The organism is Curtobacterium sp. Arg-1, assembly GCF_025643395.1.
GTDB lineage: Bacteria > Actinomycetota > Actinomycetes > Actinomycetales > Microbacteriaceae > Curtobacterium > Curtobacterium poinsettiae.
Window position 1 is genome coordinate 2,184,116 of record NZ_CP095731.1, and the last position, 24,913, is coordinate 2,209,028.

Consider the following 24,913-nt stretch of genomic DNA (forward strand, 5'->3'; position numbering starts at 1 on the left):
GAGGGGGACGCACCATGCGACGCAACACCTGGATCGCGACGACCGCCGGGGTGGTGGTGCTCGCCGTCGCCGCCGTCGTGGTGGGGGTGAGCGTCGGGTCGCCCGAGCCCGAGCCGGAGTCGACCCGCGCGGCACGGGCGACGACGACACCGACCCCGAGTGCCACGCGGACGCCGACGCTCGCGGCCGTCCCCGCCGCACCGTCCGACGCGACCCTGGCCGCGCTGCCGCTGGCGTTCCACGACGCGGTCGTCCCGCAGTTGCTCGACGGTTCGGACGTGGAGCCGGAGGACACCTGGCAGATCGCGACCCCGCGCACGCCGCTCGTCGCCCTGTACGCGAGCCCGTCGAGCCGCGCCCGGCCGGTGGCGACCCTGTCCCACCTGGTGTCGACGATCAACCGGCCCGCTGCGACGGCGGTCTGGGGTCGCTCCCCCGGCAAGGACGGCGGGATGCTCCTGGTGTCGACGCCGTCCCGCAACCGCACCCCCGGTGACGGCGGCGACCCGGACGCCCCGAGCGCGACGTTCGCCTGGGCCCGGGCCGCCGACTTCACGGTGGTGCGCACCGACCGGATGATCACGGTCGACGTCGCCGCCAGCACCGTGTCCGTCGTCACCCGGTCGGGCAAGGTCACCGCGACCGAGGCGGCCCGGCTCGGCACGCCGGAGGACCCCACCCCGGCCGACACCGCCACCTACGTCGAGGCGGCGTACGTCGACACCCGCGTCGCGTACACGCAGGGCAACCCGATCATCCTGACCGGGGCGCACTCGTCCCGGATCCCGTCCTACGGCGGCAACGCTGCCCTGACCGCGCTGCACTACTACCCAGATCCGACCGGCAGCTCGCACGGCTGCGTGCGGATCTCGGCGGAGATGACCCGCACCCTGGCGGCACTGCCCGTCGGGACGCCGATCCGGTTCAACTGAGCACCGGCACCACCCGATCAGCCTCGCGGGATCCGGACGAGTCCGAGCCGCTCGACGACCTCGGCGCTCTCTTCTTCCGGGGTGCGGTCGGCGGCGATCGTCACGTGGGCCTCGTCGGGCTGCGGCGGCTCGAGCGTGGCGAGCTGCGACTGCAGCAGCGACGTCGGCATGAAGTGCCCGGAGCGCTGCGCCATCCGCTCCTCGATGAGCGCGCCGTCACCGGCGACGTGCACGAACACCACCCCGGGGGCCCGCAGCACGTCGCGGTACGAGCGCTTCAGGGCCGAGCAGGTCACGACGCCGTTCGTCCCGGCGTCCAGGTGTCCGCTGATCCAGCCGGCGACGACGTCGAGCCACGGCCAGCGGTCCTCGTCGGTGAGCGGGGTGCCGGCGTGCATCTTGTCGACGTTCGCCTGCGGGTGCATCGCGTCGCCCTCGGCGAACTCCCACCCGACCTGCTCCGCCACCATCGCGGCGACGGTCGACTTGCCGGACCCGGAGACCCCCATCACGACCAGGACGCGGGCGTCGAGCCCGGTGTCGGCCGCACCGGCAGCAGCGGTCGCACCGTGGTCTGCTGCGCCGCTCATCGGATGAACACCCCGGCCAGCAGGACCCCGAGCAGACCGAACACCGAGATGAGGCACTCGAGCACCGTCCACGTCTTGAACGTCTGCCCGACGGTGGTGCCGAGGTACCCCTTCACCAGCCAGAACCCGGCGTCGTTGACGTGCGACAGGAACACCGAGCCAGCACCGATCGCGAGCACGAGCAGCGACGTCATCGGCGTCGACAGGTCGGCGGCGATCGGTGCCATGATGCCCGCGGCGGTCACCGTGGCGACCGTGGCGGAACCGGTCGCGACGCGCACCAGGGCCGAGACGATCCAGGCGACGAGCAGCACGGAGACGCCGGAGTCCTTCACGGCGTCGGCGATCACGCCGCCGATGCCGGTGTCGATGAGCACCTGCTTGAAGCCACCGCCTGCGCCGACGATGAGCAGCACCCCGGCGATCGGGGGCAGCGCGCTCTCGAGCGACTTCGACACCGCGGAGCGGTCCATGCCGCCGCCGATCGCGAAGAAGACCATGGCGTAGACGGCGGCGATGCCGATGGCGATCATCGGGGAGCCGAGGAAGTCGAGCAGGCTCACCCACGAGCCGGCGGCGTCCGGTGCGGTGGCCTCACGGATCGCCTGGGCGAGCATGAGCACGACCGGCAGCAGGATGCCGATCAGGGCGACGGTGAACGACGGGCTGCGCGGCTCGCTGATGACGCGCGTGAAGTCGCTCTTGCCGTTGGGCAGGGACGCGGTGTCCTGCGTGGCGGGGCCGCGCCGGGCCTCCCGTCCGGGGTGCGCCGGGTCGTCGGCGAAGGCGGCGGACCCGGAACCCGACCCCGAGGCGGAACCCGACCCCGGCCCGGCGGTGGCGACCGCCCCACGCGACCCGAACATGTCGGGCACCGGGATGTCGACCCAGCGGGCCGCGAAGCGGGCGAAGAGCGGCCCGGCCAGGATGATCACCGGGATCGCCAGCACGATGCCGAAAGCGAGCGTGGTGCCGAGGTTCGCGCCGACGGTGGAGATCGCGACGAGCGGGCCGGGGTGCGGCGGGACGAACGCGTGCATCGTGGACAGGCCGACCAGGGCGGGGACGGCGATCTTCATGATCGGCACCTCGCTGCGCTTGGCGACGAGCACGATGATCGGGATGAGCAGGACGAGGCCGACCTCGAAGAACATCGGCAGCCCGATGAGCGCCCCGATCAGGGCCATCGTCCACGGCAGCGCCGCCTTCGACGACTTCCGCACCAGGGTGTCCACCACGCGGTCCGCTGCTCCGGAGTCGACGAGCATCTTGCCGAACATCGCCCCGAGTCCGACCAGGATGCCGACGCTCGTCATGGTCGCGCCGAAGCCGTCGCCGAAGCTGGTGACCGCCTTGTCCGGAGCGAGCCCTGCACCGATACCGACGCCGAGCGCACCGATCGTGAGCGCGATGAACGGGTGCACCTTGAGCCAGGTGATGAGCGCGATGATCACCACGATGCCGACGAGTGCCGCGATGATCAGCTGCGGGATCGAACCGGACGGGTCGACCGTCTCGGTGGTGCCACCTGCGGCGAGCAGGTGGTCCGGGAGAGCGTGAGGCATCAGCGCCCCTTCCTGGAGTCGCTGCTGCGCGGCTCCGTCGCCTTCGTGTCGAGGGTGGACTGGCGCGACGAACGCCGACCCTCAATAATCTGATTAATCAGACTATACGACGTCGTCCCGCGCGCCAACCGCCCGTCCCCGGAGTCTGCCGCTTCGATGGGATCGGTGTCACGGCGACCGCGTGACCCGTACTGCACGGAGGAACGATGCCCACGGCACGCGGACTGCACGCCCAGGTGCTCGACACCCTGGGCCAGCGGATCGTCGACGGCGACCTGGCCACGGGTGCCGTCGTGCGACCCGAGCTGGTCGCCGACGAGTTCGGGGTGTCCCGCTCGGTCGTCCGCGAGGCCCTGCGCGTGCTGCAGTCGCTCGGCCTGGTCGAGCCCCGGCAGCGCGTCGGCACGCTCGTCCGCGACATCACCGCCTGGGAACTGCTCGCCCCGACCGTCATCCGGTGGCGGGGCACGTCACCGGCGTACTTCGTGCAGCAGCGCGAGCTGGTCGAACTCCGGCTCGGGGTCGAACCGGTCGCGGCGTCCCTGACCGCCGGCACCGACGGCGCCTCCGCCGTGCTCGCCGCCGCCGAGGACATGCTCGACGCCTGCGGGCGCGAGGACAGCCGCGCCTACCTGGAGGCCGACGTCCGCTTCCACCGTGCACTGCTCACCGGGTCGGGGAACGCCGTGTTCGCGCACTTCGCCGGCACCGTCGAGGCGCTCCTGCGCACCCGGACGTCGGAGTCGCGCGACCCGATCACGCGCTGGACGCGCGAAGCGGCGCTCCGGCACCAGGCGGTCGGTCGCGCAGCGGTCGACGGCGATGCCGACGCCGCTGCGGCAGCGGCGACCGCGCTGCTGCGCGTGACGCGCGACGAGTTCATCACCGAGGCTGCGGCGGGCTGACGCGACCGGGCGACGGCCTGGAGGCGCGTGCCGGGCCCGCCACGGGCCTCCCGTCCGCCCTGCAGGGAGCGACCACACCAGCGCTCGACCCGGAGCTGCTGGTCACCACGGGCAGAGCCGCACCCACATGAGCGGTCGCTCAGGAGGTTCAGGACTTGCGCCCCACGGGTTGTGGTGCGCGCGGTCCTGACTAGCCTGTTGCCGGGGGAGCATCTAGGGTTCCTCGACCGAAATCGGAGGAATCTCGTGCAACGACAGACCCGTGTCGCTCGAACAGTGGCGATGATCGCCATCGCCGCGACGACGATGGTCGGGCTGGTCGGGTTGGCCGGTCCAGCGCAGGCCGACCCTGCGTTCTCGGTGTCCGGGACGTTGACCGGCAAACCGTCCGCCACAGCCGCCGCTGTCCCGCTCGCCGGCGTCGAGGTCTACCTCAGTGGCCTCGCGGGAAACTACGTTTCCGCGTACGCGTACACCGACGCGGCGGGGCACTGGTCGATCTCCGAGATCGACGACCACTCCAGCGGCGCCGACGACGTCCCGCTCGCCGCGGGCTCGTACACGGTCCAGTTCAACTGCGCCACCACCGGCAGGAGCAGCTGCAACCACGACTACGTCGTGGAGTACCTCGGCCACACGCTCCTGTCGAGTGACTCGACCAAGGTCACACTGACTGCAGCCCACCCGACGGCATTCGCTGACGACGAACTCGCTCGGGGCGCGGCGGTCTCGGGCACGGTGACCACCGCCGACGGCACGCCGATCGCCGGCGCGTCGGTGTCGGCGAACCCGGTGGGTGGCTTCTCGAACAGCCACACGACCACGGCCGCCGACGGCAGCTACACCCTCGACCAACTGACGACGACGAACGACGTCATCAGCGCGGGCTTCTACGACTCCGCGCACCCCGACGCGCACGGTTTCCCGATCCGGTACAGCACGCAGTGGTGGGACCACGCATCCACGCAGGGTGCCGCGACGCCGGTCCCGCTGGTCCCGGCCTCCACGAAGCCCGACATCGACTTCGCGCTGTCCGTCACGCCGTTCGTGAGCGGGCGGGTGGTCGACGCCGCGGGGAACGGTGTCCCCGCACTCACCATGGTCCCGATGCGCTTCGATCCGGGCACCGACCAGTTCGTCGGGCCGAGGTCGGGTCCGAACGAGACCGACGCGCAGGGGTACTTCCGGCTCACTGGCGACCTCGGTTCCGCGACCCGGTACAAGCTGCTGTTCTCCGACTCGCTCGGCAGCGACGACGAGAACCCGCAGACCCGGACTCCGTTCGAGACGACCTGGTACCGCGACGCCGCTTCGTTCGACGACGCGACCGTCATCACCGTGCCGACGAGCGGGAGCGCGGACCTCGGCCCGATCCCCGTATCCCCGCACACGGGTGCGTTGCGCTTCATCGGCAACCCGGTCATCCAGCAGGACCAGTTCCAGGACGGCTTGCTCGTGGTCAGTGGTGTCGCCGCCTCCCCGGGGACGGCGAAGAGCACTGCTCAGTGGTACCGCGACGGCACTGCGATCAGCGGAGCGACGAGCTACTCGTACACGCCGGTCGCAGCGGACGAGGGGACCGTCCTCACCGTCACCGTCACCGCGAAGCTCGGCACCGAGACGGCCTCTGCGACGTCCGCGGGGTACGAGGCGCCGTCGGACGAGTAGTCGCTCGGACCGCTCTCCGCAGTGACGAGTGCCGGGCGCTCGACGTGCCGGAGCGCGCGCGTTCAGACGGCGGGGTCGCCGTGGCGGCGACCGGGCGACGTCCTGGAGGCGCGTGCCGGGCCCGCCACGGGCCTCCCGTCCGCCCTGCGGCCACGTGGCGAGCGTGACGGACGTCCGTCAGGTCCGTCAGGTCCGTATCGGTGCCGGCGCCGGTGCCGGCACCGGTGCCGGTGCCGGTGCCGTCAGCGGCGGCGGGCGAACAGCCGTGGCCCGCGCAGGCGGAGCCGCATCGTGACGGTGCCGAGCCAGCGGTCGTACTTGTAGCCGACCTTGCCCATCCGGCCGACCTCCTCGAAGCCGAGCCGCTCGTGCAGCCGGATCGACGCCTCGGCCTGCCGGTCCGCGATGACCGCCACCACCTCGCGCACCCCGGCCAACCGGCACTCGTCGAGCAGGGCCTCCATCAGCGCACGGCCGAGGCCCTTGCCACCGGACGCGGCACCGAGGTAGATCGAGTCCTCGACGACGTGGTTCGAGCGGTCCCGCGGGTTCCACGCGTCGACCAGCGCGTACCCGAGGATCTGCCCGGCGGGGTTCTCCGCGACCAGGAACGGCAGCCGGCGCTTGCGGATGTCGTCGTAGCGCTTCTTCCATGCGGCGTACGTGAACGCCGACGGGTCGAAGGTCACCGACGAGTTCCGGACGTAGTGCGTGTGGATCTCGCGCACGTGGGGCAGGTCCCCCACCTCGGCCGCACGGATGCGGTACTCGAAGGCCGTCTCGGTCGCCGCCGGGGCACGCAGGTGTCGCGGCAGGACCCGCCGTCGCTGGTATTCCTCCTCGAGCACGTGCCGAGCCTACTGAGCGGGCAGCGTCCAGTCGACGGGCGGTGCGCCCTGCGACTCGAGCAGGGCGTTCACCTGCGAGAACGGGCGGCTGCCGAAGAACCCGCGGGACGCGCTGAGCGGACTCGGGTGGGCCGAGGCGACGACCGGGGTGTCGCCGAGGAGCGGCCGCACCGACCCGGCCTGGGCGCCCCAGAGCACGGTAACGAGCGGGGTACCGCGGGCGACGAGCGCTCGGACGGCCTGGTCGGTCACCGCTTCCCAGCCCTTGCCGCGGTGGCTGCCGGCCTCACCTGCCTGCACGGTGAGCACCCGGTTGAGCAGCAGCACGCCCTGGTCGGACCACGCCCGCAGGTCACCGTGCGCAGGCGGTGTCACCCCGACGTCGTCGGACAGCTCGCGGTAGATGTTCGCCAGGCTCCGCGGCACCGGACGGACCGCGGGGTCGACGGCGAACGACAGGCCGATCGGGTGGCCGGGCGTCGGGTAGGGGTCCTGGCCGATGACCAGCACCCTGACGGCGTCGAACGGGGTCGTGAACGCGCGCAGGACGTCACTGCCGGCGGGCAGCCAGTGCCGACCCGCAGCGGTCTCGTCACGGAGCCACGTACCGATCCGGTGCACGTCGTCCTCGACCGGGGCGAGCGCCGACGCCCAGCCGGGGTCGACCAGGTCGGCGAGCGGCCGCGGTTCCACGTCGGCTACGCGCCCATGGTGGCGACGGACACCGACTCCTCGCCGGCCATCACGCGCCAGACGCTGCCGGTCCCCCGGACCTCGAGCGCCCCTTCACCGACGACGAGCGTGGTGTCCTCGTCGATCGCGAGCCCGGCGGTGACGAACTCGGCCTCGGCGCTGGCGATGAGCCGCGCGAGCGTGCCGGCCTGCACCGCGTGGACGTCGATCGTCAGGTCGACCAGCCCGAGGCCCTCGCGGAGCTCGACCTCGTCCAGGCCCTCGGACGCGGCCTCGGGGCAGATCTCGACGCCACCGATGCGCCAGCCGCCCACCAGGGCACGGTCGGCGGCGATCATCGCGCCGGCCGAGTAGCCGAGGTAGGGCAGACCGTCGGAGACGAGCAGGCGGAGCTGGTCCACCAGCGGCGCGATCGCCGCGAGGTAGTCGGGCGTGACACCGCCGCCGATCACCAGGGCGTCGACATCGCTCAGGACCGTCGTGTCGAAGACCTGGCCGGCAGCGACCTCGGTGACGAACACCTCGGCTGTTCGCGGGCCACCGAGGACCTCGGCGATGTCGGCGGTCGACGCCGGGCTGCCGCCGTCCGGGCCCGCCACGGAGAGCAGGGCGATGCGGGGGACGCTGCGGCCGACCGCCGCCGAACGGGCGGTGGCCTCGGCGAGGAACGGCGCGGCGGCGTCCGAGGCGGCGAACAGCCCGCCGCCGACCAGGTGGATGCTCACGACTCGGCCGTCACGGGCGCCAGGGCGCTCCACGGGAACGTGATCCAGCCGTCGACCCGGCGCCACACGTGGTCGGGCTCCAGGACGGTGCCGGGCTTCGAGTACAGGCAGGCGCTCCGGACGTCGCCGCCGGCGTTCCGGATGATGTCGACCACCAGGCGCAGGGTGCGGCCGGAGTCGGACACGTCGTCGACCACCAGGACCCGCTTGCCGGCCAGGCTCGGGGCGTCGAGGGCGGGGGCGAGCACGACCGGCTCCTCCAGCCGCTGCTCGACGTCGGTGTAGAACTCGACGTTGATCGAGCCGCACTCCTTGGTGCCGAGGGCGTACGCCACGGCGCCGGCGATGATCAGTCCGCCGCGGGCGACAGCGACGACGACCTCGGGCTCGAAGCCACTGGACAGGACGTCCTTGGCGAGCAGGCGTGCGGCGTCACCGAACTCCAGCCAGCCGAGTACCTCGGGCCCGCTCGTCACGGTCACGGTGGACGGAGCCGCGGGCTCGGGTTCGCTGCTGATCGGCATCCGACCACGGTACCGGCAGGGAGCCCACGCCCGCGACCCGCGCCCGCCGCCCGGGCGCTGCGCGGGTGGCGGCGGTGCACCGCGCGGGTGGCCGCGGTGCGCTGCGCGGGTGGCCGGGTGCGCGGCGCACCGGCTGCTCAGCGCGGCGTCAGCGGGCCGCGCGCCAGCTTGTGCTGTGCCGACTGCGCCACCGGCCGGATCGTCACCAGGTCGAGGTTCACGTGCGGCGGCAGCTCCACCGCGTGCACGATCGCCTCGGCGACGTCGTCGGCCACCAGCGGCTCCGGCACGTCGTCGTACACCGCGGCGGCCTTCTGCTCGTCGCCGCGGAACCGGGTGAGCGCGAACTCGTCGGTCTTCACCATGCCCGGCGCGATCTCGACGACCCGGATCGGCTCGCCGTTCAGTTCGAGCCGGAGTGCGCCGACCAGGGCGTGCTCTGCGAACTTCGCCGCGTTGTAGCCGCCGCCGTTCTCGTACGCGACGAACCCGGCGGTGCTGGTCACCGTGACGATGTCGGCTCCCCCGGACACCCGAGCCCGGTCACGCAGGTGCGGCAGCAGCGCGGAGACCACTCGCTTCGTGCCGATCACGTTGACCTCGAACATGGCGCGCCAGTCGTCGACGTCGGACTCCTCGACGCTCGCGGAGCCGAACGCCCCGCCGGCGTTGTTCACCAGGACGTCGGCGCCGCCGAGGTCCGCGACCCGCGCGGCGAGCGCCGTCACGTCGTCGGCGTCCGTGATGTCGGCCACCAGGGTGTCCGCCCCGGTCTGGGCGGCGAGCGCTTCGAGCTTCGCGGTGCGGCGGGCCACGGCGAGCACGTCCCAGCCCCGCGACCGGAACAGCCGGACGGTGGCCGCCCCGATGCCCGAGCTCGCTCCGGTGACGACTGCGCGCCGTGCTGCCATGTGATCTGCCTCCTGCGTCGGTGACCGGAGCACGTGGTGGCCCGGTCCGTCCACCGTACCGAGCGGGACGGTTCCGGCACCGCACCAGGCCGTCCAGGTCACGATCCGGTAACGTGACCGGCGATGACGACGGATGCCGCCCCTCCCGCCCCCTCGGCCCCGGCGACGCAGCTCGAGCCCGGTCGAGCCCCGCGCCGGATCCCGATGTGGGACACCGCGCGCTTCGTCGCGGTCACGCTCGTGGTCATCGGCCACGCGATCCAGCGGCAGACGCCGGCGAGCGAGCACGCCCTGGCGCTCTACACGTTCATCTACGCGTTCCACATGCCGGCGTTCGGCGTGATCAGCGGGTACTTCTCGTCGGCGGACACCCCGACGGCGAAGCGGATGCGCCGGACGATCACGGACATCGTCGTGCCGTACATCATCATGCAGACGATCTGGACCGTGGTGCAGGGCATCGTCGAGGGCGGCAAGGACTTCAACCCGACGCAGCCGACGTGGACCCTGTGGTTCCTGCTGGCCCTCGGCATCTTCAAGCTGATCCTGCCGTACCTGGCGCAGCTGCGGTGGCCGCTGTTCTGGGCGGTCGTGTTCAGCATCGGCGTCGGGTACTTCGACAACGTCGACTCGACGCTCTCGCTGTCCCGTGCGATCAGCCTGCTGCCGTTCTTCCTGCTCGGCTGGCAGGTCAAGCAGTGGGGCGTCTTCGACCGCTGGTACGAGGCGTCGCGCCGCACGGTCGTCCGGGTGCGGGTGGCGGCCGCCGTGGTGTTCGCCGCGTGGGCGGTGTCGTGCGCGGTCTGGATCCCGCAGTTCAAGGAGTTCGACCTGCACCACTGGTTCTTCTACGACGACTCCTACTCGGGGCTCGGCGAGGACGCCTGGTGGGCCGGCGCGGTGCGCTTCGGCCTGATGCTGCTCGCGACGCTGCTGACGGCGTCGTTCCTGGTGCTCATCCCCCGCCGGAACGTCTGGATCACCCGGTTCGGCGCCGCGACGATGTACGTCTACCTGCTCCACACGTTCGTGCTCTACCCGATCCGGGAGTCCGGCGTCCTGGCAGGCGAGCACTCGGCCTGGCCGTTCGTGCTGCTGATGGTCGTCATCGCCTGCGTCGTCAGCCTCTTCCTGGCGCAGCCCTTCGTGCGGCGCGGGATGCGCTGGCTGCTCGAGCCGAAGGTCGACTGGCTGTTCCGCCGCGACGCCGCGTAGCGGTGCCACCCCGCACCGTGCGCGTTCCTCCGGCCGGTGCGAGCTTGCCTGTTCGGTGCGGCGCTGCCGCTCCGCACCGGACCACCGACCTCGCACCGTCCGACGGAACCCCGCACCGTGCGCGTTCCTCCGGCCCGTGCGAGCTTGCCCGTCCCGTGCGGCGCGGCAGCTCCGCACCGGACCACCGACCTCGCACCGTCCGACGGTGACAGCACGGTGCGGACGGCCGGCCGGGAGGCCCGTGGCGCGTCGGGCGCGCGCGTTACGTCCCGAGGCGGGTGCGCTGGTGTGGACCCGGCCACCTGCGTACCGTGACCGGGGACGCAGCGCCGCACATGCCTCCCGGCCGACGGCGCGACCGCACGAGAACCGCACCCGACAGGAGCACCGATGAGCACGAACGACGCCGCCGCCTGGCAGTTCGAGACCACCCAGGTCCACGCCGGCGCGCAGCCGGACCCGACCACGGGGGCCCGAGCGACGCCGATCTACAAGACGACCTCGTACGTCTTCGCGAACTCGGACGAAGCGCGCGACGTGTTCGCGCTCGCCAAGCCGGGCAACATCTACTCCCGGATCACGAACCCGACGAACGACGTCGTCGAGCAGCGGATCGCGGCGCTCGAAGGCGGTTCGGGGGCCCTGCTCGTCGCGTCCGGCCAGGCTGCCGAGACCTACGCGGTCCTGAACATCGCCGGGGCGGGCGACCACATCGTGTCGTCGTCGTCGATCTACGGCGGTACGTACAACCTGTTCAAGTACACGCTGGCGAAGCTCGGCATCGAGACGACGTTCGTCGAGGACCAGGACGACCTCGAGGAGTGGCGCCGCGCCGTCCGCCCGAACACGAAGCTGTTCTTCGCCGAGACCATCGGCAACCCGAAGATCAACGTCCTCGACATCACCGGGGTCAGCGACGTCGCGCACGAGTCCGGTGTCCCGCTGATCGTCGACAACACCATCGCGACGCCGTACCTGATCCGTCCGTTCGAGCACGGTGCCGACATCGTCGTGCACTCGGCCACGAAGTTCCTCGGCGGACACGGCACCGTCATCGGCGGGCTCATCGTCGACGGCGGGACGTTCGCGTGGTCACAGCACGCCGACCGGTTCCCGGAGTTCAGCACCCCGGACCCGTCGTACCACGGTGCGGTCTTCACCGAGGCCGTCGGCGACGCACTCGCCTACATCGTCAAGGCCCGGGTGCAGCTGCTCCGTGACCTCGGCGCCTCGAACTCGGCGGACACGGCGTTCGCGCTGCTGCAGGGCATCGAGACCCTGTCGCTCCGCATCGAGCGGCACGTGTCCAACGCCCAGGAGATCGCCGAGTGGCTCGACCAGCACCCCGACGTCGCCACCGTCGCCTACGCGGGCCTGCCGACGTCGCCCTGGTACGCCGCAGCCAACCGGTACGCGCCGAAGGGCGTCGGTGCCGTGCTGTCGTTCGAGCTCAAGGGCGGGGTGCCCGCGGGCAAGGCGTTCGTCGACAACCTGCAGCTGTTCTCGCACCTGGCGAACATCGGTGACGTCCGTTCCCTCGTCATCCACCCGGCGTCGACCACCCACTCGCAGCTCACGCCCGAGCAGCAGCTCACCACCGGGGTCACGCCCGGCCTGGTGCGACTGTCGGTCGGCATCGAGAACATCGCCGACCTGAAGGCAGACCTCGAGGCCGGGCTCGCCGCTGCCCGGGCGGTCGCGCAGGAGAGCCAGCGCGCGTAGGGCTCGCCGCGCCGCCGGCACCACTCGCTCGATGCGTGTGCATGTTCCGACGTCCCACGTGTCGATCGACGCGTGGGACGTCGTTCGTTGCACACGCATCCGGTACGTGTGCATGATGCGACGATTGACGAGTCGAACAACGCGCACGATGTCGGAACATGCGCACACACGGGGGCGGCACCCGGGCCCGGGGCCCGGCGACGCGCCGGACGTGACGTAACACGGCAGCGGCGACCCGCGCCTCCCGGCAGACTGGACGCACCATGGACTGGCAGACGACCCCCGAGGACTCCGTGCCGTCCACCCTGGTGCCCGGCACCGAACTCGGCACCCTGGGCAAGCCGCCCGTGACCGGCGCCTGGCGCCCCGGTGACCACCCGGGTGCACGGCACTTCGCGTCGCTCGGCGAGCAGTGGGTGCGCGGCGGCCGCCTGCCGTCAGTGCGCGTGGCGTACGAGACGTGGGGCACGCTCAACGCGGCTCGCGACAACGCCGTGCTCGTCCTGCACGCGCTCACCGGGGACTCGCACGTCACGGGGCCCGCCGGCCCCGGACACCGCACCGCCGGCTGGTGGGGCGACGTCGTCGGACCCGGCCGGGCGATCGACACCGACCGGTGGTTCGTGATCGCGCCGAACATGCTCGGCGGCTGTCAGGGCACCACCGGACCGTCGTCGGTGTCGCCGACGGGCGCGGAGTGGGGTTCGCGGTTCCCGTTCCTGACGGTGCGGGACCAGGTCGAGGTGCAGGCGCAGCTCGCCGACCGGCTCGGCATCGACACCTTCGCGGCCGTCGTCGGCGGATCGATGGGCGGCATGCACGCCCTCGAGTTCGCGGTCTCGCACCCGGCGCGGGTCGGGCGGCTGGCGGTCCTGGCGTCGACGGCGCAGACCACCGCCGACCAGATCGCGGCGAACTCGCTGCAGCGGGCGGCGATCCAGATGGACCCGGCGTTCGCGGGCGGCGACTACTACGAGGCCGACACCGGCGAGGGGCCGCACCGCGGACTGTCGTTGGCACGGCGGATGGCGCTCATGACCTACCGGGCCTCGGACGAGCTGAACAGCCGCTTTGCGCGGTCCTGGCAGAGCGACGTCTCACCGCTCGGCGACGACGGACGCTTCTCGGTGGAGAGCTACCTCGACTTCCACGGCAACAAGTTCACCCGGCGGTTCGACGCCTCGAGCTACGTGACGCTGACGTACGCGATGGACTCGCACGACGTCGGTGCCGGGCGCGGCGGGGTGGCGGCGGCGCTGGCGCTCGTGACCGCGCGGACCCTGGTCGTGGGCATCTCGAGCGACCGGCTGTTCCCCGTCGAGGACCAGCACCGGATCGCCGCAGGCGTGCCGGACGCGCTCGACGGTGACACCGCGGCGGTGATCGAGAGCGAGTTCGGACACGACGGGTTCCTCATCGAACACGAGCAGGTCGGGGCGCACCTGCGGCGGCTGCTCGAGTCCTGAACCGGTGCCGCAGAGCGCGGGCGGCGCGCCGAAGACCCCCCAACGGGTGGCGCGCGTGGAATGATGGCGTGGAGCTCGGCACTGACCGACGCTCGGTTTCCCGCTCCACCCAGATCGTCACCAACCAGGACATCGATGGACTTCATCGCACAGGAACGCGACCGCTTGCTGCGGTCGGCGACCCGTGTCGTGGGCATCGTCTGCGCGCTCGTCAGCGTCGTGGGCATCGTCTCCGCTGCAGCCGTGCCCGTGCCGGTCCTCGTCGGCGCACTCCTGTGCATCGCCGCGATGATCACCGCGCTGGTGTGCTTCGGCCGCGGCGGCGAAGTGTGGTGGACCGCCGCCGTCGTCGTCGCCGGGCTCGCCACCATGGTGCTGCTCTTCACCGGCGTCGACGACACGGCCCGGCCGCTCATCGCCAGCGCCGTGATGCCCCTGGCCGCCGGCGGGCTCTCGGCACCGCTGATGGCGCAGCGTCGGCACCCGTTCGGGCTCGGTATCACCATCGCCGGAGGCGGCGTGGTCGTCGTGCTCATGGTCTGGGGTTCGGGTTCGATCCTGTCGACCCCGGTCAGCGGCGCACTGCTCGGGTGGATCCTGATGGCCGTCGTGGCGATCTGGATCTCGCGCAGCATCCCCCGCGTGGCCCGCCGGATCTACAGCATCGGCACCGCCCACCGCGCCGAACGGCAGGCCAGCGAGACCGAGGCGCAGCGACGCCAGGGTGCCCGTCTGCTGCACGACACCGTGCTCGCGACCCTGACGCTGCTCGCCCACTCCGGCGTCGGCGTCTCCGAGCAGGCGATGCGCGAGCAGGCCGCCGAGGACGCCCGGCTGCTTCGGCACCTGCGCCTCGGCGCGACCCCGCAGCCCTCGCAGTCCGGCGACTACTCGCTCACCCGCGAAGAGGAATCACCGCTCGGGCAGACCCTCGAATCGGTCAAGCAGCGCTTCGGCCGGATGGGCCTCGAGGTCAGCTGGCACGGCACCGGGCAGGTCCTGCTGCCGTCGAACGTGCTCGACGCGTTCCTGCTCGCACTCGGCGAGTGCCTGGAGAACGTCCGTCGGCACGCCGGCGTCGGCGAGGCACACGTCACGATCGTCCACGACAACGAGGTCGTCCGAGCCATGGTCACCGACTCCGGTGTCGGCTTCGACCTGACCACCGTCAGCGCCGAACGCCTCGGGTTCAAGGAGAGCGTCGTGAACCGTCTGCGCGAGGTCGGCGGCGACGCGAAGCTCTTCTCCGCGCCGGGCTCCGGCACCACCGTCGTCCTGGAGGCACCGCGATGAGCCGGATCCCCGAGGACACCATCGGCCGCAGTCTGCCCGGCGAGACCGCTCCGCCGGCGCCCCGCACCCGTCGCGAGGCGCGCGAGCGCTACCGCACGAGCGAGCGCCGCCAGGCCCGAGGACTCCCCTCGACGTCCACCGGCGCCCGGTCCCTGCGCCAGGCCGCCAAACCAGGCGCGTCACTCGGTGCCGGGTACCTGGGCCTCGGCGCCGCGATCCTCACCGCGATCGAAGCCGTCGCCGGCATCGCGTTCTTCCTGGTGCGCTGGAACGAGTACTCCGACCCGTTGCTGCCCACGGTCGCCTGGGTGCTCTACATCGTCGCGGCCGTCGGGGTCGGGCTCAGCGTCCTGACCTACGGCGAACGGCTGACGGGGCCGGCGTTCGCGCTGATCTGCGTCGTGCTGGCCTGCGTGGTCACGCTCGACTTCATCGGCATCTGGCCCGAGCACGACATCGCCCACACCGCGAGCGCCTCGATGGCAGCCGGGTTCGCGCTGCTGCCGATCGCCACGCTCCGACCCGCCCGCGAGGTCGCCGCCGCCATCGGCGTGCTCGGCATCGCGTTCGTGGTGATGGCCGTCGTGTCGACGCCGATCACGCACGACACCCTGCCCGGCATCGTGTCCCTGCTCTCGCTCGTCGTCGTGCCGCCGTCGCTCGCCCTGTACGTCGTGCAGCGGTTCCGCCAACTCGTGCAGCGTGAGCTCGACCGGGTGCTCGTGCAGAGCAACGTGCAGGCGCCGCAGTTCGCCGTCGGCATGCTCGCCTCGGACGAGCTCGCCCGGCTCGACCTCGCCGCCGAGAAGCTGCTCGACGCCGTCGCGAACGGCACCGACCCGCTGCCGTTGTCCGACGCCTCGAGCTCCGTCGCCGCGTCCCTCGCCACCGAGCTCCGTCTGCACCTGATCGAGGGCCGCCGTGAGACCTGGCTCTACCACGCGATCACCGAGTCCGACCACCTCGGTCGTTCGGTGAGCGTCGCGGACCCGACCGCCCTGGCCGGACACCTCTCCCCCACGCAGCGCGACGGCCTGCTGCAGGCGATCTGGCAGATGGTCGGCGACGGCCGTACCGCGCAGCCCGGCATGCCCGTCGTCTCGGTCACGCTCGGCCCGATCGGCTCCGACGGCCACCCGGTCAGCGACGACACCATGGACGTGCCCGTCGTCATCGAGTCCCGCGGGGTGCCCCGGCGCAGCCTCGGCCCGACGGCCTGGAGCGCCCTGCAGCGCATCGGCCAGTACACCGAGACCGTTCGCGACGGCACGCTGCACATCGTCGCGCACTGCGTCGTGAACCGACATCCGTCGATGTAGCTGGCGGACACCAGCACGCCTCACCCGCTTCCGGCCGGGATCCTCCTAGGATCGGCCGAGCAATCCGCACCGAGAAAGGACGCCAGCATGGCGACTCCAGAGGAACCGATCCGACTCGCACTGGTCGACGACCACAGGATGCTCCTCGGCGCGCTCACGGAGTGGATCCGGAACGCCGCCGACGACATCACCCTGGTCGCCGCCGTCACGACCTGGCCGGAGCTCCTGACGAGCCCCGCGTTCCCGGTCGACGTGGTGCTGCTGGACCTGGACCTCAAGGACTCCATCCCGGTGTCGCTGAAGATCTCGACGCTCAAGACCGCCGGCGTCAAGACCGTCGTGATGAGCACCTACTCGGAGCCGAACGTCGTGCGCGAAGCCCTGGGCGCCGGCGCCCTCGGCTACCTGGTCAAGAGCGAGGACGCCGACATGATCGTCGAGGCGATCCGCTCCGCCCAGCGCGGCGAGCAGTACGTCTCGGCCGAGCTCGACCTCGCCATCAACAGCGGCGACGTCGGCGGCGTCCCGAAGCTCAGCGCGCAGGAGCGTCGTGTGATGGCCCTGTACGGCGGCGGCGAGCCCGTCAAGAGCGTCGCCTACCAGCTCGGCATCTCCGAGGAGACCGCGAAGAGCTACCTCAAGCGGATCCGCGAGAAGTACCGCGTCGCCGGTTTCGACGTCGGCACGAAGGTGGCGCTCCGGAAGCGGGCGATCACCGACGGCATCATCGTGCAGGACGGCAGCCCCCTGGGGCTCTGACGCGCGTCGCGTCGCGCATCGAGTGAGCAGAAGACGTCGGGTCCCGTCACGGAACCCGACGTCTTCTGCTCACTCGGGGCGGTCTTCCGCGCCACGTGACGGACGGGAGGCCCGTGGCGGCGCCGCCACGGGCCTCCCGTCCGGTGGGTGCGTGCGCGAACCCCGCGTGTCAGGCCATCGGGACCGGTGCGGTGATCGGACCGGTGGACGGCGACGAGGAACGGACAGCCCCTCGGGTGCTCCGCCGTTCGACGGCGTAGCTCGCCATCGTGACGAGCACACCGAGCAGCGCCAGGCCGATGCCGAGCCAGCCCGGGGCGAGGAACCCGAAGCCGGACGCGATGACCGCGCCGCCCAGGGCCGCACCGATCGAGTTGCCGATGTTGAACGCCGAGTGGTTCAGCGCCGCGGCGATCGTGCGCGCATCACCCGCGACGTCCATCAGGCGCGACTGCACCGCCGGCGGGATGGCCGACGAGGTCGCCCCGAGCAGGAACGCACCGAGCAGCATGCCCCAGAGCCACTGCGCCGTGAGGACCGTGATGAGCAGGGCACCGATGAGCGAGAACATGCCGACGTAGATGGTGCGCTTCACGCTGTGGTCGGCCAGGTGTCCGCCGAGGACCCCGCCGACGACCATGCCGATGCCCACGACGACGAGCACGATCGGCACGAACGACTCCGACATACCGGTGACGTTCTGCACGAGCGGCGAGATGTACGAGTAGACGGCGAAGAAGCCACCGAACCCGACGGCGCCGAGGCCCATCACGATCCACACCTGCGGCACGCGGAACGCCCGGAGCTCACGGCCGATCGTGGCGTGCTCGTCGCGGGCGCTCTTCGGCACGAAGGCCGCGACGGCCAGGAACGTCAGGGCGAACAGTGCGGCGACGACGCCGTACGCGACCCGCCAGCCGGCCATCTGGCCGACCCAGGTGATCGCGGGGACACCGACGACGTTCGCGACCGACAGACCGAGCAGCACCATGGCGATGCCCTTGCCGCGCTTGCCCGGACCCATCATGTCGCCGGCGACGATCGAGGCGATGCCGAAGTACGCGCCGTGCGGCAGCCCGGCCACGAAGCGGGCGACGAGCACCAGGCCGAACGAGGGCAGCAGGGCGCTCGCGATCGTCGCGACGACGAAGCCGACGAGCAGCACGAGGATCAGGCCCTTGCGTGGGAACCGTGCGGACATCGCCGCGATGGTCGGCGCACCGACCACCACCCCGAGGGCGTACGCGCTGACGAGCCAGCCGGCGTGGGCGATCCCGGCGTCGGGGTCGATGCCGTACTGCTCGGGGAGCAGGGCCTGCGCGATGTTCGGCAGCAGACCCATCGCGACGAACTCGGTCGAGCCGATGGCGAAGCCACCGAGGGCGAGCGAGATGAGCGCGAGGGTGCGACGCGCAGGCGTGAGCTGTGACATGGGGCCTGTTCTGTGCGGGAGGGAGATAGAACTGTCCACAGTGCGGGACCGCGGCGATCGGGAACGCGGCGACGGCTGCAGCCGGTTCGGCAGACCGGTCCGCGCAGTGCGTGCGTGCGACGGTCGATCACGCCGTCACGACCGGGGGTGCCGGTCCGGGTTCAGCGACGAACGGGACGGTCCGGGTGGCGTCGTGGCTGACTGCCGCGACGACCCGGTCTCAGCAGTGTAGACCGCTCCAAAGGGCGAACGGAAGCGCACGCAACTACAGTGGCCGGAACGGGCCGCGCTCCCGGCCGGGCGCTCCTGGCGAGCACCGAGGCGCTGCGGTCGAACGATGCGCACGACACGGACGGGGGCGGTGGACCGGTGAAGCGGAGGAACAGGGCGGGCTTCTCTGGCGTCCTGGCGGTGAGTTCACTGCTGCTCGCAGCCTGCTCCGGGGTGCCCGCCACGCCGAGCCCCGGAGACGTCCAGCAGGGATTCGTCGGAACGTGGGCACAGGACGACCGGGGGCAGTCGGTGCTGGTGCTGGACGAGGACGGCACATTCCGGGCACAGGACTTCCCCGCTGCCCTGGTCTGCGACGGCTCGGGGAACGGCGGGTACCAGCTCGACGCCTGCAGGTCCCGCCCGAGCACCGTGTCGGCCGACGGCACATGGACCGTGGCCGAAGGGCAGTTCGGCGTGGTCCGGCTCGACAGTGGCGAGAAGTCGTTCGCCACCGCGTACCAGCATCACACGAGCTTCTTCGGCCATGACTTCGTGCTCGGGTTCTACACGGGGTCACTCGAACGGCCGGAGCCGGACTACGTGTTCGAGCGGGTGCAGCAGCGCGCGGAAGGCGTGCACGGGGCGCTCGAGCGCTGAGGGCACCGCCCCGACCCGTGGCGGTCAGGCTGCGCGGCGACCCTGCCCGGCGACACCGCTCGACGCACCCTGCAGCTCGGGCAGCTCGTCACGGTGCACCCATCCGGTGCCGCACTCCGCGCAGCTCGCCCAGGCGTTCTCGCCCTGTTCGTCCGTGTCGATGACGACCGTTCGCAGGTCGCAGTCGGGGCACCAGCCGTCGTGCATCATCACGCGCTCCTCATCGTCGTCTCGGAGGCCACCGGAAGTGGCTCGATCCCGACCATGAGACACCCGGCCACCGACATCCGAGGGACCGGTCCGGCGTGTCGGGCGACGGCGCCGCGGGCTACTCGCCGAGCGCGGCCTCGAGCCGTTCGAGCTTGCCGTCGATCTCGCCGGTGTGCCCGGGGCGGATGTCGGCCTTGAGCACGAGCGACACCCGCGTGCCGTACGCACCGACGGCCTCAGTGGCGCGCTTGACGACGTCCATGACCTCGTCCCACTCCCCCTCGATCTCGGTGAACATCGACGAGGTGCGGTTCGGCAGCCCGCTCTCGCGCACCACGCGGACAGCGGCCGCGACGGCATCGTGCACGGATCCGTCGGACGTTGCAGCGGGACCACCGGACGGAGCGACGGAAAAGGCGACGATCATGCGTCCATCCTGCCCGGCTCGGGCTGGTCGCGCACGGACGGCGACGAGCGCGCCGGCACCCGTCCGGGCCCCGCAGCCCGCCCCATCCGCACCAGCACGACCACGCTCCACACCAGGATCGCGACCTCGAGTACGTTCCGCACCGTGAGCACCACGAGGATCCACGGCTGCACGCCGAGCAACTGGTCGTAGTAGCCCGGGTAGATCACCTGCGTGAGCAGCGCCATCGGCAGGGCGGTCACCGCGATCGGCACGAACCGGCGCGCACTGGGGGTGCCTGCGGCGAGCCCCCACACGATCGGCACCGCGAACCAGCCGATGTACTGCGGCGACCCCACCTTGTTCGTCGCGATGAGCGCGGCCACGAACAGGAGCGCGAGCACCGGCGCGAGCTCGGCCCGACGGGCACCGCGGCGGGCGGCCCAGAGCGCGAGCACGACCCCGGCCACCACGACGACGGCCATCAACGGCGTCGACACCGCGGCGGCGGCGGACGTGCCGGCACCGGACACCTCGAAGGTCAGGATCTCCTGGTTGTAGAACACCGCTGCCCCCGGAACGCCGGAGGCTGCGGCCCACATGAACGGCGTCGCGAGCGGCGACTCGATCTGCAGCGCGCGACCGGTCTGCTCGCCGATGAACGACAGCAGGAACGGCGCACCACCCCACAGCACGTCGACGAGCACGATCAGCGCACTCAGCACCAGCGCACCGGCGAGCACGCCACGGCGATGTCCACGACGCACGAGCAGCAGCACCGCGACGAGTGCCGCCGGCCACACCTTCGTCCACGCACCGGCGGTGAACAGCGCGGAAGCGACGGCCGGCCTCGAGGCCACGAACGCCACCCCCACCAGCGCGAACGCCGTCGCGACGGTGTCGATCCGGCCCAGTGCGATCGGCCCGAGCACGAGCAGGAACAGCAGCCACCACCAGGCGACCCGCACGCCGTGCACGCCGAAGCGGTCCGACGACCCCACGCGCGCCCGGAACCGCCACAGGAACGCGCACGCCGCGGCGTCGAGCAGCACCATCAGCAGCAGCCAGCCGGTGCCAATCGACTCGACGCCCCCGAGGGCCGCTGCGGCCATCGGCACGATCGCCAGGATCGGGTACACCCACGCGCCGTCGATGCCCACCCAGAAGTCCGCGCTCCGCCCGGTCTCGATCCAGCGGCTGTAGGTGATGGTCACGTCACCGAGCGGCAGGTTCGCCGACACGAGGGTCAGCCACCACAGGAAGCCGTGCACGGCGACGAACGCCAGGACGAAGCCGGCGAGTTCGAGCCACCGGGTCGAGGTCCTCTGCACCGGACGAGCGTAGCGGCAGGACCGGAGACGATCCCCGCCACGGACTCAGGGTCTCCCGAGCATGACGTGTCACCGTTCAGCTCGTGACCTCCGACACCCCGCGCAAGCGCCGCAAGGCCGTCATCTGGATCTCCGTCATCGCCGCCGTCGTCGTCCTCGGCGTCGTCGGCGCGGTGGTCTTCACGAACGTCTACACGAGCAACGAGAACGCGAAGGCCTCGGCCGCGCCGTCCGTCGCGGCGACGCGCCAGGCCTCCACCCTCGACGACACCGACCTGTCCGGCGAGTGGACGGTCGGCGGCGACTCCGAGGCCGGGTACCGCGTCCACGAGGTCCTGAACGGCTCCGACGTCACCGTCACCGGCCGCACCGACAGCGTCTCGGGCACCGCGACCGTCGACGGCACGAGCATCACCGCCGCGAAGATCACGGTGCAGGTCGGCGACATCACCACCGACTCGGACCAGCGCGACTCGTACTTCCGCGACTCCGCCATGGACACCGCGGCCTTCCCCGAGGCCACGTTCGAGCTCACCGCACCGATCGCGGACGCGGTGCCGAGGGGCTCCGACACGACGACCGTGACGGCTCCGGGGAAGCTCACGCTGCACGGCGTCACGAAGGACGTCACCGCGAAGCTGCAGGTCGGCCTGAACGGCGACGGCGTCGACATCTCCGGCTCGGTCCCGATCACCTTCTCGGACTACGGCGTGCAGGCGCCGAGCCTGGGGTTCGTCAAGGTCGACGACGCCGGTTCCGTCGAGTTCCTGGTGCACGCCACCCCCGCGACCTGACGTCCGCGACGCGCGTCACGCCCGTGACGTGACCGCCGAACCCACTGCGTTCGCATCCTTCGACAGAACACGCGTCGATCACCTCGTGGATCGTCGGAAGGTGCACGCGCACCGACCGCTACCCGCGCGCATCCCCGTCCACGACGAGGTCCCGGACGACCCCGGGCAGCTCGGCGATGAGCGTCGTCATCGGGAACGGCCCGCCGCCGGATGCCCGTCGCGCCGCGAGCCCGTGCACCACCGCGGCCGACGCGGCCAGGTGCGCGAGGTCGGACGGCGTGAGCGACGACCCGGCAGCCTCGACGGCGCCCTGCCGCGCGGCGACGAGTGCCCCGAGGACCCCGCCGAGCACGTCCCCGGCGCCGGCGGCCGCGAGCCACGGCGTCGCCGACGACGCCACCAACCGCACCGACCCGTCCGGGGTGACCACGTGGGTCCGCTCCCCCTTGAGCAGCACGACGCTGCCGGACCGCTCGGCCGCACGGAGCGCCGCGGCGGCCGGGTCCTGCTCGATGTCGGCGCGATCCGCCCCCAGGAACGAAGCGAGCTCACCGGCGTGCGGTGTGAGCACGGCGAGCGGCCCGAGGTCGACGAGCGGGATCGCCCCGGCGTCGACGACGACCGGGACGCCGTCGTCAGAGGCGTGCGAGAAGCCCGACGCCGTCGCCTCGTCCAGGTCGCCGAGCGACGACGCCGAGATGCCGGAGCCGACGAGCCAGGCCTGCACGCGGCCGACGCCGGACACGACCTCGGGGCGGCGGGTGAGCACGTGGTCGGTGGCGCGTGCGGGTCCGACGTACCGGACCATGCCGACGCCGGTGTGCACGGCGGCGTCGACCCCGAGCACGGCGGCGCCGGGGTACTGGTCGGACCCGGTCGCGATGCCGAGCACCCCGCGCCGGTACTTGGTGGACTCCCCCGTCGGCGCGGTGACCCACGCGGCGGCATCGGACGGTCGGACGGGCACGAAGTCGTTCACCGGCCCCACGTTACGGTGGAGGCCATGAGCCTGTTCCTGCCTGGTCGCGTGGTGGTCTTCGACTACGGCGAGGTGATCAGCCGGACGCCGCACGCCTCGCGGGACGCCCTGGTGGCCGCCACCGGTGTCCCGGCGGAGGAACTGTTCCCGGTGTACCAGGAGCTCCGGCACGACCTGGACCGCGGCGACCTGTCCGTCGTGGCGTACTGGCGTGCCATCGCGGAACGGACCGGACGGAACTGGAGCATCTCCGAGATCCACCGGTTCTGGGCGATCGACTTCACCGGGTGGTTCGAGGTCGAGCCGGAGACCCTCGACATCGTCGAGGAGCTGCACGACGCCGGCACCCGCGTGGCGCTGCTCTCCAACGCGGGCTTCGACTTCGGCGACCCGTACCGACGATCCCCGATGGGCTCGCTGTTCGAGACCGTCGTGGTGAGCGCCGAGGAGCACGTCCTGAAGCCCGCGGCATCCATCTACCGCGACACCTGTGCGCGCTTGGGAATCGACCCGGGTCAGATGGTGTTCGTGGACAACAGGGCCGAGAACGCCACCGGTGCGGAAGCGATCGGGGCGGTCGGCCACCACTACACGTCGCCGGCGTCGCTGCGGTCGTTCCTGACGGAACTGGCCGAGGCACCGGCACCCGTCCTCTGAGGAGCCCGCGTGACGCACGCCCTGTTCGACCCGATCACCGTCCGTGACCTGACCGTCCGCAACCGCATCTGGGTCTCCCCGATGTGCCAGTACTCGGTGGACCAGCAGGACGGCGTGCCGACCCCGTGGCACCTCGTGCACCTGGGCGGGTTCGCGAAGGGCGGTGCCGGCGCGGTCGTGGTCGAGGCGACGGGCGTCGTGCCCGAGGGACGGATCACCCCGCAGGACCTGGGGCTGTGGAACGACCAGCAGCGCGACGCCTACAAGCCGATCGTCGACTTCCTGCACGACCAGGGCGCCGCAGCGGGCATCCAGCTGGCGCACGCCGGCCGCAAGGCCTCGACGTACCGCCCCTGGGACGCGACGCACGGCACAGTCCCCGCCGACCAGGGCGGCTGGACCACCGTCGCCCCGTCAGCCGTGGCGTTCGACGGCTACGACGTGCCCCGCGAGCTCGCGGTCGAGGACATCCGCGTCGTCGCGCTCGCCTTCGCCCAGTCCGCCCGCCGCGCGGTGGAGGCCGGGTTCGACCTGGTCGAGATCCACGCCGCCCACGGGTACCTGCTGCACCAGTTCCTGTCGCCGCTGAGCAACCAGCGCACCGACCAGTACGGCGGCTCGCTCGAGAACCGTGCCCGCGCGCTGCTCGAGGTCGTCGACGCCGTGCGTGCCGAGGTCGGCGAGGGCTTCCCGATCGTCGTCCGCTTCTCGGCCACCGACTGGGTCGACGGCGGGCTCACGCTCGACGAGACCACGGTCGTCGCCCGCTGGGCCGCCGAGCGCGGTGCCGACCTGGCCGACGTGTCGACCGGCGGCAACGTCGCGAGCGCGCCGATCCCGGTCGGCCCCGGCTACCAGGTACCGCACGCCGCAGCGATCAAGCGCGACGCCGGCATCCCGACCATCGCGGTGGGGATGATCTCCGAGGCGTTCCAGGCCGAGCAGATCGTCGCGACCGGCCTGGCCGACGTGGTGATGATCGGGCGCGAGATGCTCCGCGACCCGTCGTTCGCGCTCCGCGCCGCGCTGGAACTCCGCGTGGCGGTCGACTACGAGCCGCAGCAGTACCACCGCGCGCGGATCACGGCGTAGACGGCGG

At 71.9% G+C, this 24,913-nt stretch carries 25 protein-coding genes; 13 read left to right on the forward strand and 12 right to left on the reverse strand.

All coding sequences use genetic code 11. The features are described from left to right. The first annotated feature begins 14 nt into the window (after window positions 1-14). The gene (locus MXD64_RS10405) at window positions 15-932 is read left to right on the forward strand and encodes a L,D-transpeptidase (RefSeq protein ID WP_263136395.1); all 918 of its coding nucleotides are present in this window, start codon (window positions 15-17) and stop codon (window positions 930-932) included. 17 nt (window positions 933-949) lie between these two features. Here MXD64_RS10405 and MXD64_RS10410 read toward each other — a convergent pair whose 3' ends face one another. Continuing rightward, window positions 950-1,522, reverse strand: coding sequence for a gluconokinase (locus MXD64_RS10410; RefSeq protein WP_263136396.1), 573 nt, complete (start codon window positions 1,520-1,522; stop codon window positions 950-952). Next, window positions 1,519-3,087 (reverse strand): GntP family permease, encoded by a 1,569-nt coding sequence (locus tag MXD64_RS10415; RefSeq protein WP_042539610.1) that lies wholly within the window; start codon window positions 3,085-3,087, stop codon window positions 1,519-1,521. The genes MXD64_RS10410 and MXD64_RS10415 overlap by 4 nt, the downstream gene beginning before the upstream one ends. Before the next feature lie 206 nt (window positions 3,088-3,293). On the opposite strand from MXD64_RS10415, the gene MXD64_RS10420 reads away from it, so the two are divergent. Both MXD64_RS10420 and MXD64_RS10425 read left to right on the forward strand, forming a co-directional pair. Further along, window positions 3,294-3,992 carry a FadR/GntR family transcriptional regulator gene (locus MXD64_RS10420; protein WP_263136397.1) on the forward strand — a complete coding sequence of 233 codons (699 nt, stop codon included), beginning with the start codon at window positions 3,294-3,296 and terminating at the stop codon, window positions 3,990-3,992. Window positions 3,993-4,238: 246 nt separating this feature from the next. Then, complete coding sequence (locus MXD64_RS10425; RefSeq protein ID WP_263136398.1) at window positions 4,239-5,660, forward strand: carboxypeptidase regulatory-like domain-containing protein; 1,422 nt, start codon at window positions 4,239-4,241, stop codon at window positions 5,658-5,660. Between the two features lie 242 nt (window positions 5,661-5,902). Here MXD64_RS10425 and MXD64_RS10430 read toward each other — a convergent pair whose 3' ends face one another. The 5 genes from MXD64_RS10430 to MXD64_RS10450 form a co-directional block, all read right to left on the reverse strand. Beyond that, window positions 5,903-6,508 carry a GNAT family N-acetyltransferase gene (locus tag MXD64_RS10430; protein ID WP_017888172.1) on the reverse strand — a complete coding sequence of 202 codons (606 nt, stop codon included), beginning with the start codon at window positions 6,506-6,508 and terminating at the stop codon, window positions 5,903-5,905. 9 nt (window positions 6,509-6,517) lie between these two features. After that, complete coding sequence (locus MXD64_RS10435) at window positions 6,518-7,201, reverse strand: uracil-DNA glycosylase (protein WP_214519694.1); 684 nt, start codon at window positions 7,199-7,201, stop codon at window positions 6,518-6,520. 5 nt (window positions 7,202-7,206) lie between these two features. Continuing rightward, a complete protein-coding gene (locus MXD64_RS10440) occupies window positions 7,207-7,926 on the reverse strand; it encodes a Type 1 glutamine amidotransferase-like domain-containing protein (RefSeq protein ID WP_263136399.1) in 720 nt (239 codons plus the stop codon). After that, window positions 7,923-8,450 (reverse strand): phosphoribosyltransferase, encoded by a 528-nt coding sequence (locus tag MXD64_RS10445; RefSeq protein WP_017888175.1) that lies wholly within the window; start codon window positions 8,448-8,450, stop codon window positions 7,923-7,925. The genes MXD64_RS10440 and MXD64_RS10445 overlap by 4 nt, the downstream gene beginning before the upstream one ends. A 137-nt stretch (window positions 8,451-8,587) precedes the next feature. After that, entirely contained in the window at window positions 8,588-9,361 is a 774-nt protein-coding gene (locus MXD64_RS10450; protein WP_031260283.1) for an SDR family oxidoreductase, read from the reverse strand. 123 nt (window positions 9,362-9,484) lie between these two features. Here MXD64_RS10450 and MXD64_RS10455 point away from each other — a divergent pair, with 123 nt between their 5' ends. The 6 genes from MXD64_RS10455 to MXD64_RS10480 all read left to right on the forward strand — a co-directional run bounded on the left by MXD64_RS10455 (window position 9,485) and on the right by MXD64_RS10480 (window position 17,135). Then, window positions 9,485-10,576, forward strand: a complete 1,092-nt coding sequence (locus MXD64_RS10455) for an acyltransferase family protein (RefSeq protein ID WP_017888177.1) — start codon at window positions 9,485-9,487, stop codon at window positions 10,574-10,576. Window positions 10,577-10,966: 390 nt separating this feature from the next. Beyond that, window positions 10,967-12,298, forward strand: a complete 1,332-nt coding sequence (locus tag MXD64_RS10460) for a bifunctional o-acetylhomoserine/o-acetylserine sulfhydrylase (protein WP_017888178.1) — start codon at window positions 10,967-10,969, stop codon at window positions 12,296-12,298. Between the two features lie 263 nt (window positions 12,299-12,561). Beyond that, a complete protein-coding gene (metX, locus tag MXD64_RS10465) occupies window positions 12,562-13,764 on the forward strand; it encodes a homoserine O-acetyltransferase MetX (RefSeq protein ID WP_017888179.1) in 1,203 nt (400 codons plus the stop codon). Between the two features lie 135 nt (window positions 13,765-13,899). Continuing rightward, window positions 13,900-15,057, forward strand: a complete 1,158-nt coding sequence (locus MXD64_RS10470) for a sensor histidine kinase (RefSeq protein ID WP_259495513.1) — start codon at window positions 13,900-13,902, stop codon at window positions 15,055-15,057. After that, on the forward strand, window positions 15,054-16,376 hold the full coding sequence (locus MXD64_RS10475; protein WP_017888181.1) for a hypothetical protein: 1,323 nt from the start codon (window positions 15,054-15,056) through the stop codon (window positions 16,374-16,376). The genes MXD64_RS10470 and MXD64_RS10475 overlap by 4 nt, the downstream gene beginning before the upstream one ends. Before the next feature lie 87 nt (window positions 16,377-16,463). Next, window positions 16,464-17,135 (forward strand): response regulator transcription factor, encoded by a 672-nt coding sequence (locus MXD64_RS10480; RefSeq protein WP_017888182.1) that lies wholly within the window; start codon window positions 16,464-16,466, stop codon window positions 17,133-17,135. 169 nt (window positions 17,136-17,304) lie between these two features. Here MXD64_RS10480 and MXD64_RS10485 read toward each other — a convergent pair whose 3' ends face one another. Then, window positions 17,305-18,567, reverse strand: a complete 1,263-nt coding sequence (locus MXD64_RS10485; protein ID WP_263136400.1) for an MFS transporter — start codon at window positions 18,565-18,567, stop codon at window positions 17,305-17,307. A gap of 411 nt (window positions 18,568-18,978) precedes the next feature. Between MXD64_RS10485 and MXD64_RS10490 the strand changes: the two genes are divergently transcribed. Next, window positions 18,979-19,437 (forward strand): hypothetical protein, encoded by a 459-nt coding sequence (locus tag MXD64_RS10490; RefSeq protein ID WP_017888184.1) that lies wholly within the window; start codon window positions 18,979-18,981, stop codon window positions 19,435-19,437. A 24-nt stretch (window positions 19,438-19,461) separates the two neighbouring features. On the opposite strand, the gene MXD64_RS10495 is transcribed toward MXD64_RS10490, so the two are convergent. The 3 genes from MXD64_RS10495 to MXD64_RS10505 all read right to left on the reverse strand — a co-directional run bounded on the left by MXD64_RS10495 (window position 19,462) and on the right by MXD64_RS10505 (window position 21,384). Beyond that, window positions 19,462-19,647, reverse strand: a complete 186-nt coding sequence (locus MXD64_RS10495) for a hypothetical protein (RefSeq protein WP_017888185.1) — start codon at window positions 19,645-19,647, stop codon at window positions 19,462-19,464. Window positions 19,648-19,765: 118 nt separating this feature from the next. Beyond that, on the reverse strand, window positions 19,766-20,074 hold the full coding sequence (locus MXD64_RS10500; protein ID WP_017888186.1) for a thiamine-binding protein: 309 nt from the start codon (window positions 20,072-20,074) through the stop codon (window positions 19,766-19,768). After that, window positions 20,071-21,384: a glycosyltransferase 87 family protein gene (locus tag MXD64_RS10505; RefSeq protein WP_017888187.1), complete on the reverse strand. Its 1,314-nt coding sequence runs from the start codon at window positions 21,382-21,384 to the stop codon at window positions 20,071-20,073. The genes MXD64_RS10500 and MXD64_RS10505 overlap by 4 nt, the downstream gene beginning before the upstream one ends. An 83-nt stretch (window positions 21,385-21,467) precedes the next feature. Between MXD64_RS10505 and MXD64_RS10510 the strand changes: the two genes are divergently transcribed. Continuing rightward, complete coding sequence (locus tag MXD64_RS10510; RefSeq protein WP_017888188.1) at window positions 21,468-22,178, forward strand: YceI family protein; 711 nt, start codon at window positions 21,468-21,470, stop codon at window positions 22,176-22,178. Window positions 22,179-22,296: 118 nt separating this feature from the next. On the opposite strand, the gene MXD64_RS10515 is transcribed toward MXD64_RS10510, so the two are convergent. Next, the gene (locus MXD64_RS10515; protein ID WP_017888189.1) at window positions 22,297-23,157 is read right to left on the reverse strand and encodes an ADP-dependent NAD(P)H-hydrate dehydratase; all 861 of its coding nucleotides are present in this window, start codon (window positions 23,155-23,157) and stop codon (window positions 22,297-22,299) included. 24 nt (window positions 23,158-23,181) lie between these two features. On the opposite strand from MXD64_RS10515, the gene MXD64_RS10520 reads away from it, so the two are divergent. Both MXD64_RS10520 and MXD64_RS10525 read left to right on the forward strand, forming a co-directional pair. Continuing rightward, complete coding sequence (locus MXD64_RS10520; RefSeq protein ID WP_056068896.1) at window positions 23,182-23,814, forward strand: HAD family hydrolase; 633 nt, start codon at window positions 23,182-23,184, stop codon at window positions 23,812-23,814. Between the two features lie 9 nt (window positions 23,815-23,823). Further along, a complete protein-coding gene (locus MXD64_RS10525) occupies window positions 23,824-24,906 on the forward strand; it encodes an NADH:flavin oxidoreductase/NADH oxidase (protein WP_159557955.1) in 1,083 nt (360 codons plus the stop codon). Window positions 24,907-24,913: the final 7 nt, after the last annotated feature.

Coding starts and splice junctions, on each gene's coding strand:
- MXD64_RS10405 (WP_263136395.1), top strand. CDS start 15: ATGCGACGCAACACCTGGATCGCGACGACCGCCGGGGTGGTGGTGCTC.
- MXD64_RS10410 (WP_263136396.1), bottom strand. CDS start 1,522: ATGAGCGGCGCAGCAGACCACGGTGCGACCGCTGCTGCCGGTGCGGCC.
- MXD64_RS10415 (WP_042539610.1), bottom strand. CDS start 3,087: ATGCCTCACGCTCTCCCGGACCACCTGCTCGCCGCAGGTGGCACCACC.
- MXD64_RS10420 (WP_263136397.1), top strand. CDS start 3,294: ATGCCCACGGCACGCGGACTGCACGCCCAGGTGCTCGACACCCTGGGC.
- MXD64_RS10445 (WP_017888175.1), bottom strand. CDS start 8,450: ATGCCGATCAGCAGCGAACCCGAGCCCGCGGCTCCGTCCACCGTGACC.
- MXD64_RS10450 (WP_031260283.1), bottom strand. CDS start 9,361: ATGGCAGCACGGCGCGCAGTCGTCACCGGAGCGAGCTCGGGCATCGGG.
- MXD64_RS10455 (WP_017888177.1), top strand. CDS start 9,485: ATGACGACGGATGCCGCCCCTCCCGCCCCCTCGGCCCCGGCGACGCAG.
- MXD64_RS10460 (WP_017888178.1), top strand. CDS start 10,967: ATGAGCACGAACGACGCCGCCGCCTGGCAGTTCGAGACCACCCAGGTC.
- metX (WP_017888179.1), top strand. CDS start 12,562: ATGGACTGGCAGACGACCCCCGAGGACTCCGTGCCGTCCACCCTGGTG.
- MXD64_RS10470 (WP_259495513.1), top strand. CDS start 13,900: ATGGACTTCATCGCACAGGAACGCGACCGCTTGCTGCGGTCGGCGACC.
- MXD64_RS10475 (WP_017888181.1), top strand. CDS start 15,054: ATGAGCCGGATCCCCGAGGACACCATCGGCCGCAGTCTGCCCGGCGAG.
- MXD64_RS10480 (WP_017888182.1), top strand. CDS start 16,464: ATGGCGACTCCAGAGGAACCGATCCGACTCGCACTGGTCGACGACCAC.
- MXD64_RS10485 (WP_263136400.1), bottom strand. CDS start 18,567: ATGTCACAGCTCACGCCTGCGCGTCGCACCCTCGCGCTCATCTCGCTC.
- MXD64_RS10495 (WP_017888185.1), bottom strand. CDS start 19,647: ATGATGCACGACGGCTGGTGCCCCGACTGCGACCTGCGAACGGTCGTC.
- MXD64_RS10500 (WP_017888186.1), bottom strand. CDS start 20,074: ATGATCGTCGCCTTTTCCGTCGCTCCGTCCGGTGGTCCCGCTGCAACG.
- MXD64_RS10520 (WP_056068896.1), top strand. CDS start 23,182: ATGAGCCTGTTCCTGCCTGGTCGCGTGGTGGTCTTCGACTACGGCGAG.